We start from the raw sequence: 17,130 nt of genomic DNA, 5'->3' as shown, positions 1-17,130 counted from the left end.
CAGAGCACTTCTCGATAGGCTCATTGCCAGGCGACCGGACGCCTCACGGTGGTGGAGGGTGAAATAGCAATGGCAGTTGAAATGGGCCTGTGGCGCGCGGACGGCGGCCGGCTCAGCCGCATCGTCCCGACCTCGATCGGACTCGAGTCGCAGCTCGAGACGTACATCGAGTCCGACCCGTCGATGCTCGGCGAGACGCTGTTGATCATCGGCCGCCAGGTCCCCACGGCTTTCGGCGGGTTCATCGACCTGCTCGCGCTCGACGAGACCGCCGCAGTGCACGTCATCGAGCTCAAGCGCGACAAGACTCCGCGCGACGTCACCGCGCAGGCGCTGGACTACGGATCCTGGGTCGCGGGGCTCGGCCGCACGCAGATCCAAGCCATCTTCGAGGCGTACAAGCCCGGGGTCGCGCTCGAGGAGGTCAACAGCACGCAGACGTTCACTATCGTCGCCGCGAGCGTCGATGCGGCCACCGAGCGCATCGTGCGGTTCCTCAACGAGGGTTTCGCCGTGCCGATCAACGTCGTCTTCTTCCGCCACTTCGAGGACAACGGGGCGAAGTACCTCGCCCGGACCTGGCTGGTCGAGAACGAGGGCCAGCAGGCTCCCGGCGCTGCGCCCGCCCGGCAGACGAAGACCCGCGAGGCATGGAACGGCAGCGACTGGTACGTCGCGTTCGGCGAGGACAGCGGCACCCGCCAGTGGGCGGACGGGCAGAAGTACGGCTTCGTCTCGGGCGGCGGCGGGGCATGGTTCTCGCGGACCCTGAAGAACCTGCCGATCGGCGCGCGCGTCTTCGTGCACATCCCCAAAGCCGGCTACGTCGGCGTCGGGACCGTGATCGGCGAGGCCCGCCGCTTCGACGCGGCGATGGTCGACGTCGACGGCGTCGAGACCCCGCTGCAGAGCCTCCCGCTCGTCGGCACGTACCGCCACGAGGGCGACGATGAGGACGACAGTGCCGAGTGGGTCGTGCCCGTCGAGTGGACCAAGACGGTGCCGCGCGAGCAGGCCGTGTGGAAGAACGGAATGTTCGCGAACCAGAACACCGCGGCGAAGCTGCGCCAGAAGTTCACCATCGAGCAGGTGACCGACGAGTTCGGCCTCGACGACTGACCATCGCTCGGCGACTTGTGATTGCTTGCGAGGCGGTACTCGGTGCCCGCGCGAAAGTGAACATTCGATGACGTGTACGGCTTGAGGTTGCGATCTGAATAGAAGAGCTTCAATATAGAAGCATGTCGAATCAAGCCTCTCCAGTCCCCGTCACCGACGCGACCTTCCGGGCGGAGGTTCTTGAGTCCGAGCTGCCCGTCGTGGTCGACATCTGGGCGACCTGGTGCGGCCCGTGCAGGGCGATCGCCCCGATACTGGACCAGCTCGCCGGCGAGTACGCGGGCCGGGTGAAGGTCGTGAAGGTCGACGCCGACCAGAACCAGGAGACCGTGACCGCGGCCGGCGTGACCTCGATCCCGACCCTCGGCTTCTACCGGGACGGGGAACGCGTGGACGTGCTGATCGGCGCGCACCCGAAACCCGTCTACATCGCGAAGATCGAGGAGCTGCTCGCATGACCGACACCCTGACCCGGACCGCTCCGAAACGGCTCTCTACACTCGACAAGTGGCTGCCGTTGTGGATCGGCCTCGCGATGGTCGCGGGCCTCCTGCTCGGCCGCTTCGTGCCCGCGCTCTCGGACGCGCTCTCGGCGATGGAGGTCGGCGGGATCTCGATCCCGATCGGGCTGGGCCTGCTGGTGATGATGTACCCAGTGCTCGCGAAGGTCCGCTACGACAAGGTCGCCGCCGTCACGGGTGACAAGAAGCTCCTGGTCTCCTCGCTGGTGCTGAACTGGCTCGTGGGGCCCGCGGTGATGTTCGCTCTCGCCTGGATCTTCCTGCCGGACCTGCCCGAGTACCGGACCGGACTGATCATCGTCGGACTCGCCCGCTGCATCGCGATGGTCGTGATCTGGAACGACCTCGCCTGCGGCGACCGCGAGGCGACCGCGGTACTGGTCGCGATCAACTCCGTGTTCCAGGTCGTGATGTTCTCGGTGCTGGGCTGGTTCTACCTGACCGTGCTGCCGGGCTGGCTGGGCCTGGACGCGCAGGGCCTGGAGGTCTCGGTCTGGCAGATCGCCTTGAACGTGCTCGTGTTCCTCGGCGTCCCGCTCGTCGCGGGCTTCGCGTCCCGGTTCATCGGCGAGAAGCGCAAGGGGCGCGACTGGTACGAGGAGAAGTTCCTCCCGAGGATCGGGCCGTGGGCGCTCTACGGGTTGCTGTTCACGATCGTGCTGCTGTTCGCCCTGCAGGGCGAACAGGTCACCTCCCACCCGATGGACGTCGCCCGCATCGCGCTGCCGCTGCTGGTCTACTTCGCGCTGATGTGGTTCGCCGGGATCCTGCTCGGCAAAGCCCTCGGCCTGGGCTACGCGCGCTCCACGACGCTCGCGTTCACCGCAGCGGGCAACAACTTCGAGCTCGCCATCGCGGTCGCGATCGGCACCTTCGGCGCGGCATCCGGCCAGGCCTTGGCCGGGGTCGTCGGCCCGCTCATCGAAGTGCCCGTGCTCGTGGGCCTGGTCTACGTCTCGCTCTGGGCCGCGAAGGCCTGGTTCCACACCGACCCCTACGCCACCGAATCGAGGACGTCATGACCGACACGACCGTCATCTCCGACGCCGACACGTGCGCACCGTCCACGGCGCACGCGATCGGCACCGAGGCCGCCACGACCGTGGCCGGGGCACTGAAAGCGCTCGCTGACCCGCTGCGGCTGCGGATGCTCTCCGCGATCGCGACCGACCCGCGCGGCGAGTCCTGCGTGTGCGACCTCGCCGACCTCGCCGAGGTGTCGCAGCCGACCGTTTCGCACCACCTGAAGGTGCTGAAGGAGACCGGAATGCTGCTGTCCGAGCGGCGCGGCACCTGGGTGTACTACCGCATCGCCCCGGGCAAGCAGCGCGCCGTCGCGGCCCTCCTCGACGCGTTCGCTCCCGCCGCCGCCGTCACCGACGAACCCGAAGACACCGCAGCACGGACCGAGGCCCTGCGGCAGATGGACGCCCGCGTGACCCGTCTCGCCGAAGAGCTCGCGGACGAGCTGACCGGGTTGAACCGGGACCTCGTGATCGCGATCGTGCGCGAGTCCTACGCCGGCCTGGTGCGCTCGGCCAAGCTGACGGCGCACATGATCCCGCTGACCGAGCGGTTCGCCCGGCAGCGCCTCGCCGACATGACCCGCGACCATGAGACCGGGGTGCCGCAGGTGCTGTTCGTGTGCGTGCAGAACGCGGGCCGCTCCCAGCTCGCCGCCGCGATCGTCAACCAGCTCGCCGACGGCCGCGTGATCGCCCGCTCCGCCGGTTCCGCCCCGGCGTCGGATGTGCACCCGCACGTGCGCTCGCTGCTCACCGAGATCGAGGGCGCACTGGAGGCCGAGACGGCGTTCCCGAAGCCGCTCACCGATGACGCCGTGCGCGCGGCCGACGTGGTGGTCACGATGGGCTGCGGCGACGTCTGCCCGATCATCCCCGGCGTCCACTACGAGGACTGGGCCGTCGGCGACCCGGCCCTGGCCTCCCCGGAAGGTGTCGAGGCGATCCGCCACGACATCGAGGACCGTGTCCGCGGCCTCCTCGCCACTCTCACCAGCAAAGCCTGAAGGAGCCCGTCATGACCGAAACCCCGAAGCCCTCCGTCCTGTTCGTCTGCGTCCACAACGCCGGCCGCTCCCAGATGGCCGCCGGCTATCTCCGCGAGCTCGCAGGCGACCGCGTCGAGGTCCGCTCGGCCGGATCCATGCCCGCCGACCAGATCAACCCGGTCGCCGTCGAGGCAATGCGCGAGGAGGGCATCGACATCACCGCCGAGCAGCCCAAGGTGCTCACCACCGAAGCGGTGCAGGACTCCGACGTCGTGATCACCATGGGCTGCGGCGACGCGTGCCCGTTCTTCCCCGGCAAGCGGTACGAGGACTGGAAGCTCGAGGACCCGGCCGGTCAGGGCATCGAGGCGGTGCGTCCGATCCGGGACGACATCAAGGCCCGCGTCGAAACGCTGCTGGCGGAGCTCCTGGGCTGAGCGGCACCGCACGTGAGAAGGGGCAGGAACCGTCTGGTTCCTGCCCCTTCCTGGTGTCCGCGACTCAGCGGCCAGCTGGTGCCGTGCCGAGCTGGATGAGCTGCGGAGCAGAGGCGCAGCAGGACCCGGCTGCGGACTGCTCGTCCGGCGCGTCGAAGAGGCCGGAGCCGCCGCACACGCCGGTGTCCGGGAGGGCGAGGTCCACGCGCTCGGCGGCTTCGCGGTCCCCGGCGATGGCTGCGACGACGCTGCGCACCTGCTCGAACCCGGTCAGGGCGAGGAAGGTCGGCGCTCGGCCGTAGGACTTCGCGCCCACGATGTAGAACCCCGGCTCGGGCTGCTCGAGGTCGGCCGCGCCGGTGGCCCGGACGGAGCCGCAGGAGTGCAGGTTCGGGTCGACCTCCGCAGCGATCTTCGACGGTGCCTGCAGGCGCATGTCGAGGTCGAGACGGATCTCTGAGACGAAGGAGAGGTCAGGACGGAAGCCGGTGGCGACGAAGACCCGAGCGGCAGGCTCGAGGCGGCGGCCGTCCTCTGCGACGAGCACCGCCTGGCCGCCGTCGACGACGACCTGCTCGGTGCGGAACCCGGTGACGAGATCGACGAGGCCGTCCTCGACGGCCTTCTTCGCCCGCTGGCCCAGAGCCCCGCGCTCGGGCAGTTCGTCGGCGCTGCCGCCGCCGAAGGTGTTGCCGACCGCGCCGCGGCGCAGCACCCAGGTGATCCGCGTCCCCGGCTCGCGCTTGGCCACGCGGGAGAGCGTGCCGATCGTCGTCGCCGCGGAGTGCCCGTTGCCGACGACCACGACGTGCTGGCCGGCCAGAGCAGTCGCGTCCTCGATCGTGGGCATGCGGTGGTTCAAGAGCCCCGCATCGACCGCTGCGCTCTCACCGAGGGCAGGAAGCCCGTCAGCCCCGGCAGGGCTCGGCGTCCGCCAGGTGCCCGAGGCATCGATCACGGCGCGGGCTTCGATCCGCTCCTCGGAGCCGTCCGCGCGCTCGACGTGGACGATGAAGGGCTGCTCGGCACGGCCGGCGTCGACGGAGAGGTCGCGGCCCTTGCGGCCGAGGCCGACGACCCGCGTCCCGTAGCGCACGCGGTCGCCGAGCACATTGCTGAGGGGTGCGAGGTACTGCTCGATCCACTGCGCGCCGGTCGGGTAGCCCTGCGTCGGGGCCGACCATCCGGTCGGTTCCAGCAGGCGTCGCGACGCGGGGTCGGTGAGCTCCGTCCACGGCGAGAACAGGCGCACGTGGCCCCACTCGGCTACCGCGGAGGCAGCCGTGTCGCCGGACTCCAGGACGAGCGGTTCGAGCCCCCGCTCGATCAGATGGGCTGCGGCGGCCAGTCCCTGCGGACCGGCCCCGATGACGACGACAGGGTTCACTGCGACCTCCATGCATTGACGTTCTTCGATGTGAGACAAGACGATCTTGACGCTCATATCGACAGATGTCAATACGTCGGGCAGAATGGAGCCATGAACGCACTGCCCGTCACCATTGACACCAGCGCAGGCTCCTGCTGCGCCCCCGGCCAGGCGATGGACGACGGCACCGCCCACGACCTCGCGAAGGTCTTCAAGGCGCTCGGCGACCCGACGCGGGTGAAGCTGCTCTCCATGATCGTCGGGAGCAGCGCCGGCGAGATGTGCGTCTGCGACCTCACGGACCCCGTGGGCCTGTCGCAGCCGACGGTCTCCCACCACATGAAGCTGCTCGTCGAGGCGGGCCTCGTCACCCGCGAGCAGCGCGGGAAATGGGCCTACTACCAGCCAACCACCGGCACGCTCGCCGACGCGGCGAAGGCACTGCTGGGCTGATGGGAGCGATCGGGCTCCGGCCGATGGCCGAGGCGGACTGGCCCGAGGTCGAGAAGATCTACCGCGCCGGGATCGAGACCGGTCACGCGACGTTCGAAGCCGAGCCGCCGTCCTCCTGGGGCAGGTTCGTAGCGGGCAAGCATCCTGGTCTCATGCTCGTCGCGGCGGACGGACCGACGGTCGTCGGCTGGGCGGCCGCGGGCCCCATCTCCGCCCGCGCCGTGTACCGCGGCGTGGTCGAGCACTCCGTCTATGTCGCGCCGCAGTCGTCGGGCAGAGGCGTCGGGCGTCTCCTGCTGGAGGGGCTGATCAGCGCCGCTGAGCGCTCGGGCGTCTGGACCATCCAGTCGTCGGTCTTCCCCGAGAACACGACCAGCCTCCGCCTCCACGAGCGAGCGGGGTTCCGCCAGGTCGGCCGGCGCGAGCGAATAGCGCTCATGGAGCACGGCCCGCTCGCGGGCCAGTGGCGCGACACCATCCTGCTCGAACGGCGCTCGGGCCAGGACGGATCTGAGGCTTGGTAAGGCCGGCGCTGGCCGGCAGCAAGTCGCTGGACCGCGTGGCCGGAGCCTCGGCCCGGGACGTCTCTAAGCGCTCCACGGGGTCAATCGCGGGGCGTCAATAGTTCCTGCACAGCAGGCGGGTACTGGCTGAAGCCTCTGGGCTCTGCCTCCGGGACAGCCTGGGCCAGGGCCGCGAGATTCGGGAACTTCTCGAGCACCAGGTCGTAACGCTGCTGCGAGACGAGCACCGCCCTGAGCAACCTCTGGCTCTCTGCAGGCATGCGGGCCAGGTCGATCGTGGCGAACTCATCGTCGCGGACGCCGGTCTTGCGGGCCTGAATGCGAGCCGATCGGCGCTCGGGGAGCTGGGCTTGCGCCTGCGTCGGGCCCAAGTACTCGGCCAGGCGGTCGAAGTACCGCCAGAGCGCGTAGTAGTCCGCGTCAGACCAGTGAGTCTGGTCCTCGCAGTAGATCCGGTCAATCACTGCCGAAGCTCCTCTCCGCGCACTTCTGATGCCTCCATTGTTGCCCAGGCTCGACGGATTGGGTTGGGCGCTCGGGTCCAGACCAGCACCGACTTCCGGTACATCTGGTGCACCTAGGCTCTCCTTGTCGCCGTGCGCGACCCCGAAGGAGTCAGCGCGGCAGGACAAGCCCGCAGAACTCTGAGCTCTATCCTTCGAAGCAACCAGGCCGCCCTTCCTGCTGGAACACGGATCTGAGCGCTACGTCATCAAACGGCAATTGAGCCTGGGAACCCAGGGCTTTTGAGACAGTGAGGACTCGAACGGCGCAGGGGTGGCATTCAGCGTTACAGAACGTGACTTGTAAGGAAACAGCGTCCGACAGAATCAGAGGAAGGAGCGCGGAATCCCGGGCGTGTTCGGCCTTTCGTGGCGAGGCCTGCGGGCACACTAGCGGGCACAGAGGTTCAATTCAGCTAATTCCGGGCAACAAAAAACCCCGGAAAATCGTTGATTTTCCGGGGTTTCTGACTACTTCATGGTCGGGCTGACAGGATTTGAACCTGCGACCCCTACACCCCCAGTGTAGTGCGCTACCAAACTGCGCCACAGCCCGTTACCCTCGCTTACGCGTAGGCAACTCCCCTATCTTAGCCGAACGATCGGGCTACCCGCGAACCGTGCGAACAAATGCATCATGGCAAGGGAAGCACGGCAAGAAGGGCCCCAACGCGCGAGTTCGTCGATATGCTGAAGCCATTGCGTCGGACGGGGAAGCCGCGCACTCGTTTCGTCTCCGCTCTCGCTGTCGAGAGTGGCCAGTTGCGAAAGGTTGACAGTGAACTCTGCCAGCAAACAATCGACGGCGATCACTGGCATCGTCACAGACGTCGGCCACTACCTGAAGTCGGGCCTCAGCGTGCTCCGCCGCGGCGGAACCCCTTTACTTTTGCTCTACGTCGCATCCCAGGCCGTGATCACACTCGCCGCGATTCCACTCCTCGGCTGGCTCGTTTCAGAGGCACTCAAGGCGGCCGGGCTGGTAGGCATCGACATGGCGCACATTGGTGGCGTCTTCGACTCCCCGGCATCACTTGGACTCTTCGCGACCGTGCTCCTACTGAGTTACGTGCTCGTCCTCGCACAACTCCTGCTGCTTTTCGTCGCGGTACGGCGCACACGCACGGGAGACGGACTACACCTGCGCGCGGTACTCACCGAGGTCGGCAGCACGGCCCGAAAGTTCATTCGCCCCGGCTCGATAGGCCTGCTCCCCTACCTCCTCATTCTGCTACCGCTCGCTGGATTCGGATTCGCGTCAGCATTGACCAGCACCATTGCCGTTCCAGAGTTCATCACCGGCGAGCTCAAGAAGAGCACCTCAGGCACCGTTGGCTACGCGCTTTTCCTCCTCGTCATGTTCGTGCTCGTACTTCGGTTCGCACTCACGATCCCCGTCTTTCTCACCGCGCGGGTATCCGGAGCGAAGGCGAGCAGGCTGAGTTGGCGCCTGACTCGAAGATCCCAAATCCCACTCGTGTTGGCAGTCCTCGCACTCGTGATCGCTACAACGTTAGCGGGCGCACTCCTCCTCATCGTGTGCGTCGCCCCAACTGCAATCACCGACGCGGTATTCGCGCAGGCCTCGCCCGTAGCGGCGACGCTCGGCATCGCCGTCGCGATCACAGCTGGCACGGTCATCTCGGGAGCCGCCGTGGTTGTCTTCGCCGCGATCCTCTTCGAATGCCTCGAGCGTTCGATCGCCAAAACCCCGAAAGTCGCTCTCACACTCGAGACCTCCATCGCGTCTACCGAACACAACAACGCCCCAAGCAAGCGCGCCACGCTTACGGCGAGCGCGGTACTCCTCGCAATCGCAGCAGGCTCTGGCACCCTCGCGACGCCAGTCATGTTGCAGCTCGCACAGCACCCTGACACGCTCGTTCTCGCCCACCGGGGGTTCTCCGACCTCGGCGTAGAGAACACGATTTCGGGCCTCGACGGGGCAAGGGCGGCAAAGTCAGACCTCGTCGAGATGGACGTGATGCAAACAGCCGACGGCGGCTTCGTCGCATTCCACGATGCCACCCTTGGTCGCCTAGCAAATCTCGACGTTTCGATCGCAGAACTCACGCTCGACGAAGCGACCGCGATCGAGGTGCAAGATCAGCACGGCAATCGCGACACGATTCCGAGCCTCGCCGACTACCTCGCGCACGCAAAGCAGATTGAGCAGCAGCTCCTCGTCGAGATCAAGTTGCACGGCAGCGAAACTGATGACTTCCTCGACCTCTTCGTCGCAGAGATGGAGTCAGCAGACGCATTAGAAGACCACATTTACCACTCGCTCGACGCACCGAGTGTCGAGGGGCTCAAGCGCATGCGTCCGGGCCTCACGGTCGGATACACCATGGCTTTCGCGGGCACCGCGCTTCCCCAGACCGCCGCTGATTTCATCGTTGTCGAAGAGTGGTCCTACTCCGGCGATCTCACCGCAGAGGCTCACCGCGCGGGCCTCGGAATGTTCGTTTGGACGGTCAACGACACGAACAAGATCCGCCAACTCTTGCGCGACGACGTCGACGGCATCATCACCGATCATCCCGATGTCGCGGTCGAAGCGCGCGAGCAGATGGGTGCGGATCCGGGCCTTGCCTCACTCCTCACCGACGCGATATTGCGCTTCGTCACAATCTTGTAGGCGGTGGATCGACCGAACTCCAATGCGACGGTGAGGTTGGTGTTACCTTGTGCATATGACGCTCGAAACCATTGTCGCGACAAGCTGGTGGATGATCATTCCACTCGGCGTCATCGGTAGTGTGTTGCACTTCACATTCGACTGGTCACGGCACAATCGATTTGCCGCGGTGTTCAGTGCGGTGAACGAGAGTTACTGGGAGCACATCAAGATCGCGATTTGGCCCGTCGTGCTGCTGCAAATAGTTTTGTTCGCGGCAGGTGGTTACAGGATCCCGTCGTTCATTCCTTCCGCAACGATCGCGCTCTATTCTTTGCCGATCAGCATGCTCGGCCTCGTATTTCTGTACAAGTTGGTCACCAAGAGAAATGTGCTCTGGCTAGATATTGCTTCGTTTTTCATGATCATCGCCATCGCTCAGACACTATTCGTGCTCGTACTCGAGCAGCTCGACCCGTCGTGGGCGACGATCACCCTCGCGGGTTGTTTCCTCGTGGGGATCCTGCTCGCGTTCCTTCGTTTTACGCTCCGACCGCCAGAGGAACCAGACGTTTTCATCGATCCACTCAATAAGAAGTACGGAATCGACGCGCACCCCGACTATGAGGCACCGTAGGCTGCGCGACAAACCAGATATTGCGCTTTGTCACACTCACAGGCGGTGGATCGGCACCCTCACGATAGTCTGGAGCAATGAGTGACCTCAGAGCTTCCGGTGATGCGTGGGTAACCGCTGCAGACGGAAATAGGTACTGGGGCAAGTTTGGGGCCGCAGGGCTGCTCGCCTATGATCGCAATCTCGACGCTATCCTTATGCAGCATCGCGTGAGCTGGAGCGATCACGGAGACACGTGGGGTATTCCGGGCGGCGCGATCCACGAACACGAACCAAAGATCTCGGGCGCAATTCGCGAGTCGCAAGAAGAGGCTGGCGTGCCCGACAACGCGGTGGTTCCGAGCTATACACACGTGCTCGACCGCGGTGTGTGGAGCTATACGACCGTCGTCGCCGAGGTGGTCACCCCGTTCGAGCCCGAGATCACTGACCCCGAGAGCCATGCGCTCGAATGGGTGCGGGTTGACGAGGTCGCAAACCGCAATCTTCACCCGGCCTTCGCTGGCACCTGGCAGTTGCTGCTGCCGATCGTGCGGCGCAGGCCGACAGTTATCGTCGACTCCGCGAACGTGGTCGGCGCGGTTCCTGACGGATGGTGGAAGGACCGCAAGGGCGCCACTGAAAAGCTGCGCGACCGCATCCACGAACTCGCGGTGAGTGGCGAGGGGATCCGCCCCGGTTTCATGGATATCCCCCAGATCTTCGACCTTGCACTCGTCTACCCCGAGTGGGTGTTCATCACCGAAAGCACGGCCCGCGGCATCGAAAGCACCTCGCACGTGGGTGTGGTCGACTCCGAAAGCTCGGGCGACGACACGATTGTCGCCGAGGTTCAGTCGCGCGCCGAGCAGGGCGGCTTGATCACCGTTGTGACGAGCGACGCCGAACTTCGCGTGCGCTGTGAGGCGGCAGGCGCCGAGTCAGCGCGTGGATCGACGAGGCTCTTGAAGCTCCTCGACCAGGCCGGTCACTAGCGACCGTTTGCGCAGCGCGACGAAGATTCCGTACACGAGCAGCCCCTGCCCGAGGCAGTAGGTGAGCATCACGGCCGGGTTCGTCCAGTCGGGCATGATCTCGGGCCTGAAAAGCCGAAACGCGAGGATCGCGTCAGAGACAAAAAACCATGCGCCTCCCCAGGCAATGGTCTTTCCGCACCGCGACGCGAATGCGGCGGTCGCGACGAGCAACAGCCCGTAGAGCATCACCGGAATGGTGAGCGAGCCGGTGTGCGGAACAAGCAACACCATGAGCACCGCATACGCCACCGCATAGATGACAGACCAGAGCGGAAACCCGCCTCGTGAAACCCCGCGAACTCGCCACATAATGAGCACGTACACCACGTGGGCGAGCCCGAAACACGCGAGCATCATCGGCAGTTCGTCGTCGAACATTGGAAAGAAGGTCGCGGATCCATCGCCGAGCCACGAGAACCCGATCGCCCCGATCACGAGACTCATCGCGGGCCATGGCCACGGATGTATTCCGGTGGAGGTGGAGAGCACGCCGAGCGCGAGCAGCGGCATGAGCCACAGCTTTGTTGGGCCCGCAATAGGGCTCTCGATAAACAAGAGTGTCACGTGCACAAACGACATCGCGACGAAAGGAAGAAAGGCGACGTAGCGCCGCAACCACCTCACTGCACTGCTATCGCTCGACGAGAATTCCGTCAGCGTCGGCCCACACGGTCGCCCCTGGCCTGAAAGTGACGCCACCGAACGACACTTCGACGTCGCTCTCTCCCTCGCCGGTTTTCGTCGACTTCGCGGGGTTCGAACCGAGCGCCTTCACTCCGAGCGGCAGCACACCGATCGCCACGCGGTCACGGATCGCTCCGTTAACAATGAGGCCTGCCCAACCGTTGTCGACCCCGAGTCCTGCGATAATGTCGCCGACGAGCGCGGTCTCCAGCGATCCGCCGCCGTCGATGACGAGCACCGAGCCGTCACCGGGCGTCGACAGAATGCTCTTGAGCAGAGCGTTGTCTTGAAAGCACTTCACAGTTCGCACAGTGCCGGTGAACCCGGTTTCGCCCCCGATGTCTTGAAACTGCGTCGAAATCGACTGCAGTTCGTCTCCGCGTTCGTCGTACAGATCAGCAGTGCTGACGGTGTCCATCGCACGTCCTTTCGTCGTTGAAATTGTGAAAATGCGACTCACGAATATGTACCGAGGTACTACAGCGATAATACCGAGGCAGGACGCGCCAGGGGGTCGACCAGCCGTACGTTGGTGATACACCACAGAACAGGAGCGACACCATGTCAACTCACACACTTGAATCACCGGCCCAATTTGCGGCAGATGGATCGGCGCAGGGCGCCCAGCCCACGCAGCCCGTTCAGCCAGTGCAGCCCGCTCAGCCAGCCCAGTCATCGGCGAGCGACCAGGGCAACGCCTTCGCGGTTACGAGCTTCGTGCTCGGTATCGCCTCAATCGTCGCGGGGTGGACATTCGTCGCCCCAATCGTCGGACTGATCTTCGGCATCATCTCGCTCCGCCGCCGCACCGCTGAGCGCACTCTCGCGCTCTGGGGAGTCTGGTTGAACGCCGCGATGCTCGCGCTCTCCGTACTCATCGGGATCGTTGTCGTTGGGATCTTCATGCTCAGCGTGCTTGGCGGCGCCTTCTCAGGAGCATGGGTTTAGTCCGAGTCGGCTCCTCGGGTGGGTATACCCAGGTCACCATGACCACCGAAATGATCATGAGCAAGAACCACGCCACGAGTTTTTGTGGCGAAACAAGCTCCCAGCTTGCCTCCTGGTGCGGGTAGATCCACGCGCCCGCCCAGGTGCCAATATTCTCGGCAAACCAAATGAACAGGGCGACTCCCGCGAACACCGCAAGTAGCGGTGCGCGGAGGGTCTTCCGCCACACGCGGAAGTGCATCTGTGTTGGCAGCCAGATAACGACAACCGCGACAAGCAGGATCCACCGCGCGTCAAAAACATAATGGTGCGTGTAGAAATTCGCGTAGATGAGCGCGGCGACAATTGTCGTTACCCACCGAGCCGGGTACCTCGAAAACTTGAGGTCGTGCAGCCGGTACACGCGCACCATGTACGAGCCGATTGCCGCGTACATAAACCCGCTAAACAGCGGCACTCCCCCGATGCGCAACACACCGTCGACGTCATACGACCACGACCCGACATCGGTCTTAAACAGCTCCATCACGGTACCCGTGATGTGAAAGAGCACAATCACCCAGAGCTCACGGCCGCTTTCGAGCCGAAATGCGAGCATTCCGATCTGGATCGCGACAGCCGCAATCGTCAGCGCATCATTGCGGGCAAGCAACGCGTCTTCGGGGTACCAGAGCCTCGCCGCCACAATAATGACGAGGAGCAGCGCCCCAAACACGCACGCCCAGGCCTGCTTGAGCAGGAAGACCGCGCACTCGACGAGCACGGCGCGCGGGCCACTCTCGGGTTTGCCCTCGAGTACACGGTTCGCGGCACGGTCAATCGCGCGCTCAAGCCGCGTGAGCTCGCGGTGTTCACCTGCCATAGGTGCGGCTACGGGCGCGGCCTGCGCTCGCGGATGCGCATGTTGATGACGACCGGCGTGCCCTCGAATCCGTAGTTCTCGCGAAGTCGACGCTGAATGTACCGGCGATACCCGGGATCGAGGAACCCAGAGGTGAACAGCACGAAGGTTGGTGGCCTGTTCTGCACCTGGGTGCCGAAGAGCACGCGGGGCTGCTTGCCACCACGCACGGGGTGCGGATGCTCTTGCACGAGCTCTGCGAGAAACGCGTTGAACTTCGCCGTGGGAATTCGGGTGTCCCACGACTCAAGCGCAACCTCAAGTGCCGGCACGAGCTTCTCGAGGTGACGCCCGGTGCGGGCCGAGATATTGACGCGCGGCGCCCAGTCGACGTGTGCGAGATCTTGGTCGATTTCGCGCTCGAGGTACTTACGGCGCTCGTCGTCAAGCAGATCCCACTTGTTGAAGGCGAGCACGAGCGCACGCCCTGACTCAAGCACGAGGTCGATAATGCGCAAGTCTTGGTCGCTGATCTCTTGCGTGACGTCGATAAGCACGACCGCGACCTCGGCCTTTTCGAGCGCTGCCGAGGTGCGCAGCGTCGCGTAGAAGTCTGCACCCTTCTGCAGGTGCACGCGGCGGCGAATACCGGCGGTGTCCACGAAGGTCCACACGCGGCCAGCGATCTCGACCTGTTCGTCGACGGGGTCACGCGTTGTGCCAGCGAGTTCGTTCACGACAACGCGTTCTTCACCAGCGGCCTTGTTCAGCAGGCTCGACTTGCCGACGTTCGGCCTACCGAGCAGGGCAACGCGGCGGGGGCCTGCGAGCTTTGGCTGTGCGACTGCCGACTCCTCAGGCAACACCTTCACGACGTCATCAAGCAGGTCGGCGACGCCTCGACCGTGGAGCGCCGAAACCGGGCGCGGTTCGCCGAGACCGAGCGACCAGAGCGACGCAACCTCGTGCTCCTGCGCTGCGTCGTCGACCTTGTTCGCCACAAGAAAGACCGGCTTCTTCGTTCGGCGCAGCAACTGCACGACACGCTCGTCGGTTGCCGTGGCGCCCACGCGCGAATCGACGACGAACATCACAACGTCACAGAGTTCGATGGCGACCTCTGCCTGCAGCGCGACCGAAGCGTCGATTCCGCGAGCATCGGGCTCCCACCCTCCTGTGTCAACGAGTGTGAAGCGCTTGTCTTGCCACTCAGCTGGGTAGCTCACGCGGTCTCGCGTAACACCCGGCACGTCTTCGACGACAGCCTCGCGACGACCGAGAATACGGTTCACGAGCGCCGATTTGCCGACATTCGGCCGCCCGACGATCGCCACTACTGGGTGGGCTTCGAGACTCGGCTCAGCAAACCCGAGAAACTCGCCGTCCGCGGTGAGAATCTCGCGATCCTCATCCTCAAGCGAAAAGGCGTCGAGGTTTGAACGCATCGCGCGCAGGCGCTCCTCGTCGGTCACCTCGATGTCTTCACCCGAAATGATCTCTGATGGATCAACCTGCGACAGGTCAAAATCTTGATTCTCGCTCATCTGCGTTCCCTTATTCGGTCGATGAGCGCGTGGTGCGCGCGGCATCAACGGTGTCGATCACTGCTTGGATCGATTGTTCAAAATTCATGTCGCTCGTATCGATGAGCGTAACGCCGGGTGCGGGGTTGAGGAAGTCGACGACCTTCGCATCCTTCATGTCTCGAGCGTTGATGTCGGCGAGCACCTGCTCGTGCGACATCCCGGGCAGCTCGCCCGCCCTGCGCGTCGCCCGAACCTCAGGCGACGCAGTCATCAAGATGCGCACTGGCGCATCGGGTGCCACGACGGTCGTGATGTCGCGCCCCTCGATCACCACACCGGGCAGCCCCGATTCGGCGACGATCTGGCGAAACATCTCGTTCAGACGCACGCGCACACTTGCGTGCTTCGATACGCGACTCACCTGCCCACTCACTTCCGGGGTGCGGATCGCGGCCGTGATGTCGTAGGTCTTGTATTCGGCGCCGTCGTTCAGCAGCACCCCGATGCGCTGGTCACCAAGCAGGGTGGTCTGATAGCTCCAGCGATCCATCACCGCGAGCATCGAGGCCTCGTCATCGAGGTCAGCACCCGTCTCACCCGCCGCCCACGCGAGCGAACGGTATGCGGCGCCCGTATCGAGGATGCCGAAGCCCAGCCGATCCGCCGCCGCGCGAGAGACACTCGACTTGCCGCTCCCCGCGGGTCCGTCGATTGCGACAAGGACAGTAGTCTCCGTCACAGTGTCCTCCATCCGCGTGCCGCAAGGTCAGTTACCGCCCGGTCGGCGACCTCAGGCAGGATCGCAATCTCAGCGAATCCAATCTGCGCACCCGGCGAGTGTTCTAGGCGCAAGTCTTCCATGTTAATGCCGAGTTCTCCGAGTTCGGTGAGCAGGCGGCCAAGTTCGCCAGGCTTATCGTCGATGAGTACGGTCACGGTCACGAAGCGCTCAGATGTGCCGTGCTTACCCGGGATCCGCCCGACACCGCGCATCCCGCTCGAAAGCAGGTCTGCGAGCTTGCGCTTCGAACCCGGCTCGTCGACCGCGCGAAGCGCCTCGGTAAAGCGCTCGATGTCGGTTGCAAACGATTCGAGCAGCGCGATAACCGGCTCGCGGTTCGCGCCAAGAATCTGCACCCAAAGTTCGGGGTCGCTCGACGCGATTCTCGTAGTGTCTCTGAGACCGCCTCCAGCGAGGCCAATCGCCTGCTCGGTCGCAGGAATCAATTGCGCAGCGAGCAGGCTCGACACCACCTGCGGAAGGTGCGACACGAGCCCGACCGAACGATCGTGTTCTTCGGGCGTCATCTCGAGCAGCACGGCACCAAGGTCGAGAGCCACGGCCTCTACGAGCGCGAGCGCCTCTGCCGGAGTCTCGCCGTCGCGGCAAATCACCCACGGCCTCGCCGTGAAGAGATCGGCTCGCGCCATGATTGCGCCGCCGCGCTCACGGCCCGCCATAGGGTGCGAACCGACGTAGTTCGTGAGGTCGACGCCTCGGCGCACGAGCTCGAGGTAGGGGGCGAGCTTCACGCTCGCAACGTCAGTCACCACAGCGCTCGGGTAGGTTGCGAGCATTCGCTCAACCGTGTCTGCGGTCACGTCGGGCGGCGTGGCCACAACGACAATCGCAGGGTGTGGATCCTCAGCAGCCCGCACCCGCCCAGCCCCATAGTCTGCGGCGAGCGCGAGCGAAGTCGGCGACAAATCTTCGAGCGTCACGTCGACATCGCGTTCGCGCAGGCCGAGCCCGATGCTCGAACCGAGAAGCCCAGCACCCACGATGTGCACGGTGCCGTGCACGCGCGAACGAACGGTACTGTGCACGCGAGATGCGGGTTCGTTCATCGCTGCGATGTCTCCGTTCTGGGCGCCTGCATCAAGATTCAGTGCGCTATAAATGAATCCCCGAGTGGGGCTC

Annotated in this window: 19 protein-coding genes and 1 tRNA gene; 11 read left to right on the top strand and 9 right to left on the bottom strand. The window is 64.8% G+C overall.

The window, feature by feature from the left end; translation table 11 throughout:
• The first annotated feature begins 69 nt into the window (after positions 1-69).
• From H9L06_RS10605 to H9L06_RS10585, 5 genes are all read left to right on the top strand, one after another.
• Positions 70-1,119 carry a PDDEXK family nuclease gene (locus H9L06_RS10605; protein WP_187555131.1) on the top strand — a complete coding sequence of 350 codons (1,050 nt, stop codon included), beginning with the start codon at positions 70-72 and terminating at the stop codon, positions 1,117-1,119.
• A 122-nt stretch (positions 1,120-1,241) separates the two neighbouring features.
• Complete coding sequence (trxA, locus tag H9L06_RS10600; protein WP_187555130.1) at positions 1,242-1,577, top strand: thioredoxin; 336 nt, start codon at positions 1,242-1,244, stop codon at positions 1,575-1,577.
• A complete protein-coding gene (gene arsB / locus H9L06_RS10595) occupies positions 1,574-2,662 on the top strand; it encodes an ACR3 family arsenite efflux transporter (protein WP_187555129.1) in 1,089 nt (362 codons plus the stop codon). Before trxA ends, arsB begins: the two co-directional genes overlap by 4 nt.
• Positions 2,659-3,669, top strand: a complete 1,011-nt coding sequence (locus H9L06_RS10590; RefSeq protein WP_187555128.1) for a metalloregulator ArsR/SmtB family transcription factor — start codon at positions 2,659-2,661, stop codon at positions 3,667-3,669. Before arsB ends, H9L06_RS10590 begins: the two co-directional genes overlap by 4 nt.
• A gap of 11 nt (positions 3,670-3,680) precedes the next feature.
• Positions 3,681-4,088, top strand: coding sequence for an arsenate reductase ArsC (locus H9L06_RS10585; RefSeq protein WP_187555127.1), 408 nt, complete (start codon positions 3,681-3,683; stop codon positions 4,086-4,088).
• A 64-nt stretch (positions 4,089-4,152) separates the two neighbouring features.
• Here the strand turns inward: H9L06_RS10585 and H9L06_RS10580 are convergent, their stop codons facing one another.
• Positions 4,153-5,487, bottom strand: coding sequence for an NAD(P)-binding domain-containing protein (locus H9L06_RS10580; RefSeq protein ID WP_187556487.1), 1,335 nt, complete (start codon positions 5,485-5,487; stop codon positions 4,153-4,155).
• A gap of 81 nt (positions 5,488-5,568) precedes the next feature.
• Between H9L06_RS10580 and H9L06_RS10575 the strand changes: the two genes are divergently transcribed.
• Both H9L06_RS10575 and H9L06_RS10570 read left to right on the top strand, forming a co-directional pair.
• Positions 5,569-5,910: an ArsR/SmtB family transcription factor gene (locus H9L06_RS10575; protein WP_091182437.1), complete on the top strand. Its 342-nt coding sequence runs from the start codon at positions 5,569-5,571 to the stop codon at positions 5,908-5,910.
• Complete coding sequence (locus H9L06_RS10570) at positions 5,910-6,434, top strand: GNAT family N-acetyltransferase (protein WP_187555126.1); 525 nt, start codon at positions 5,910-5,912, stop codon at positions 6,432-6,434. The genes H9L06_RS10575 and H9L06_RS10570 overlap by 1 nt, the downstream gene beginning before the upstream one ends.
• 80 nt (positions 6,435-6,514) lie before the next feature.
• On the opposite strand, the gene H9L06_RS10565 is transcribed toward H9L06_RS10570, so the two are convergent.
• Both H9L06_RS10565 and H9L06_RS10560 read right to left on the bottom strand, forming a co-directional pair.
• Positions 6,515-6,898: a hypothetical protein gene (locus H9L06_RS10565; protein ID WP_187555125.1), complete on the bottom strand. Its 384-nt coding sequence runs from the start codon at positions 6,896-6,898 to the stop codon at positions 6,515-6,517.
• 518 nt (positions 6,899-7,416) lie between these two features.
• Positions 7,417-7,493 (bottom strand) — tRNA-Pro (locus H9L06_RS10560).
• 222 nt (positions 7,494-7,715) lie between these two features.
• Here H9L06_RS10560 and H9L06_RS10555 point away from each other — a divergent pair.
• The 3 genes from H9L06_RS10555 (at position 7,716) to H9L06_RS10545 (ending at position 11,168) form a co-directional block, all read left to right on the top strand.
• Positions 7,716-9,578, top strand: a complete 1,863-nt coding sequence (locus H9L06_RS10555) for a glycerophosphoryl diester phosphodiesterase membrane domain-containing protein (RefSeq protein ID WP_187555124.1) — start codon at positions 7,716-7,718, stop codon at positions 9,576-9,578.
• Between the two features lie 55 nt (positions 9,579-9,633).
• Positions 9,634-10,194 carry a DUF6512 family protein gene (locus H9L06_RS10550; protein ID WP_187555123.1) on the top strand — a complete coding sequence of 187 codons (561 nt, stop codon included), beginning with the start codon at positions 9,634-9,636 and terminating at the stop codon, positions 10,192-10,194.
• A gap of 77 nt (positions 10,195-10,271) precedes the next feature.
• Positions 10,272-11,168 (top strand): NUDIX hydrolase, encoded by an 897-nt coding sequence (locus H9L06_RS10545; RefSeq protein ID WP_187555122.1) that lies wholly within the window; start codon positions 10,272-10,274, stop codon positions 11,166-11,168.
• Here H9L06_RS10545 and H9L06_RS10540 read toward each other — a convergent pair.
• Entirely contained in the window at positions 11,115-11,834 is a 720-nt protein-coding gene (locus H9L06_RS10540; RefSeq protein ID WP_246454384.1) for a lysoplasmalogenase family protein, read from the bottom strand. The two genes, H9L06_RS10545 and H9L06_RS10540, sit on opposite strands and share 54 nt — an antisense overlap.
• A 7-nt stretch (positions 11,835-11,841) precedes the next feature.
• Positions 11,842-12,312 carry a ribonuclease E activity regulator RraA gene (gene rraA, locus H9L06_RS10535; RefSeq protein ID WP_187555121.1) on the bottom strand — a complete coding sequence of 157 codons (471 nt, stop codon included), beginning with the start codon at positions 12,310-12,312 and terminating at the stop codon, positions 11,842-11,844.
• A 143-nt stretch (positions 12,313-12,455) separates the two neighbouring features.
• On the opposite strand from rraA, the gene H9L06_RS10530 reads away from it, so the two are divergent.
• Positions 12,456-12,842, top strand: coding sequence for a DUF4190 domain-containing protein (locus tag H9L06_RS10530; RefSeq protein WP_187555120.1), 387 nt, complete (start codon positions 12,456-12,458; stop codon positions 12,840-12,842).
• Here H9L06_RS10530 and H9L06_RS10525 read toward each other — a convergent pair.
• From H9L06_RS10525 to H9L06_RS10510, 4 genes are all read right to left on the bottom strand, one after another.
• Positions 12,802-13,704, bottom strand: a complete 903-nt coding sequence (locus H9L06_RS10525; RefSeq protein WP_187555119.1) for a DUF817 domain-containing protein — start codon at positions 13,702-13,704, stop codon at positions 12,802-12,804. The genes H9L06_RS10530 and H9L06_RS10525 overlap by 41 nt on opposite strands.
• A gap of 8 nt (positions 13,705-13,712) precedes the next feature.
• Positions 13,713-15,128, bottom strand: a complete 1,416-nt coding sequence (der, locus tag H9L06_RS10520) for a ribosome biogenesis GTPase Der (RefSeq protein WP_425490013.1) — start codon at positions 15,126-15,128, stop codon at positions 13,713-13,715.
• 109 nt (positions 15,129-15,237) lie between these two features.
• Positions 15,238-15,960: a (d)CMP kinase gene (gene cmk / locus H9L06_RS10515; protein WP_187555117.1), complete on the bottom strand. Its 723-nt coding sequence runs from the start codon at positions 15,958-15,960 to the stop codon at positions 15,238-15,240.
• Positions 15,945-17,057, bottom strand: a complete 1,113-nt coding sequence (locus H9L06_RS10510; RefSeq protein WP_187555116.1) for a prephenate dehydrogenase — start codon at positions 17,055-17,057, stop codon at positions 15,945-15,947. Before H9L06_RS10510 ends, cmk begins: the two co-directional genes overlap by 16 nt.
• Between the last annotated feature and the right edge of the window lie 73 nt (positions 17,058-17,130).

The sequence above is a fragment of the Leucobacter denitrificans genome (assembly GCF_014396385.1).
In the GTDB taxonomy this organism is placed as follows: domain Bacteria; phylum Actinomycetota; class Actinomycetes; order Actinomycetales; family Microbacteriaceae; genus Leucobacter; species Leucobacter denitrificans.
This window is presented reverse-complemented; position numbering and strand designations above follow the sequence as displayed.

Bases quoted from the DNA above. Each gene is read 5' to 3' on its own strand.
- H9L06_RS10605 (WP_187555131.1), top strand. From the start codon at position 70: ATGGCAGTTGAAATGGGCCTGTGGCGCGCGGACGGCGGCCGGCTCAGC.
- trxA (WP_187555130.1), top strand. From the start codon at position 1,242: ATGTCGAATCAAGCCTCTCCAGTCCCCGTCACCGACGCGACCTTCCGG.
- arsB (WP_187555129.1), top strand. From the start codon at position 1,574: ATGACCGACACCCTGACCCGGACCGCTCCGAAACGGCTCTCTACACTC.
- H9L06_RS10590 (WP_187555128.1), top strand. From the start codon at position 2,659: ATGACCGACACGACCGTCATCTCCGACGCCGACACGTGCGCACCGTCC.
- H9L06_RS10585 (WP_187555127.1), top strand. From the start codon at position 3,681: ATGACCGAAACCCCGAAGCCCTCCGTCCTGTTCGTCTGCGTCCACAAC.
- H9L06_RS10580 (WP_187556487.1), bottom strand. From the start codon at position 5,487: ATGGAGGTCGCAGTGAACCCTGTCGTCGTCATCGGGGCCGGTCCGCAG.
- H9L06_RS10575 (WP_091182437.1), top strand. From the start codon at position 5,569: ATGAACGCACTGCCCGTCACCATTGACACCAGCGCAGGCTCCTGCTGC.
- H9L06_RS10570 (WP_187555126.1), top strand. From the start codon at position 5,910: ATGGGAGCGATCGGGCTCCGGCCGATGGCCGAGGCGGACTGGCCCGAG.
- H9L06_RS10550 (WP_187555123.1), top strand. From the start codon at position 9,634: ATGACGCTCGAAACCATTGTCGCGACAAGCTGGTGGATGATCATTCCA.
- H9L06_RS10545 (WP_187555122.1), top strand. From the start codon at position 10,272: ATGAGTGACCTCAGAGCTTCCGGTGATGCGTGGGTAACCGCTGCAGAC.
- rraA (WP_187555121.1), bottom strand. From the start codon at position 12,312: ATGGACACCGTCAGCACTGCTGATCTGTACGACGAACGCGGAGACGAA.
- H9L06_RS10530 (WP_187555120.1), top strand. From the start codon at position 12,456: ATGTCAACTCACACACTTGAATCACCGGCCCAATTTGCGGCAGATGGA.
- H9L06_RS10525 (WP_187555119.1), bottom strand. From the start codon at position 13,704: ATGGCAGGTGAACACCGCGAGCTCACGCGGCTTGAGCGCGCGATTGAC.
- der (WP_425490013.1), bottom strand. From the start codon at position 15,128: ATGCGTTCAAACCTCGACGCCTTTTCGCTTGAGGATGAGGATCGCGAG.
- cmk (WP_187555117.1), bottom strand. From the start codon at position 15,960: ATGGAGGACACTGTGACGGAGACTACTGTCCTTGTCGCAATCGACGGA.
- H9L06_RS10510 (WP_187555116.1), bottom strand. From the start codon at position 17,057: ATGAACGAACCCGCATCTCGCGTGCACAGTACCGTTCGTTCGCGCGTG.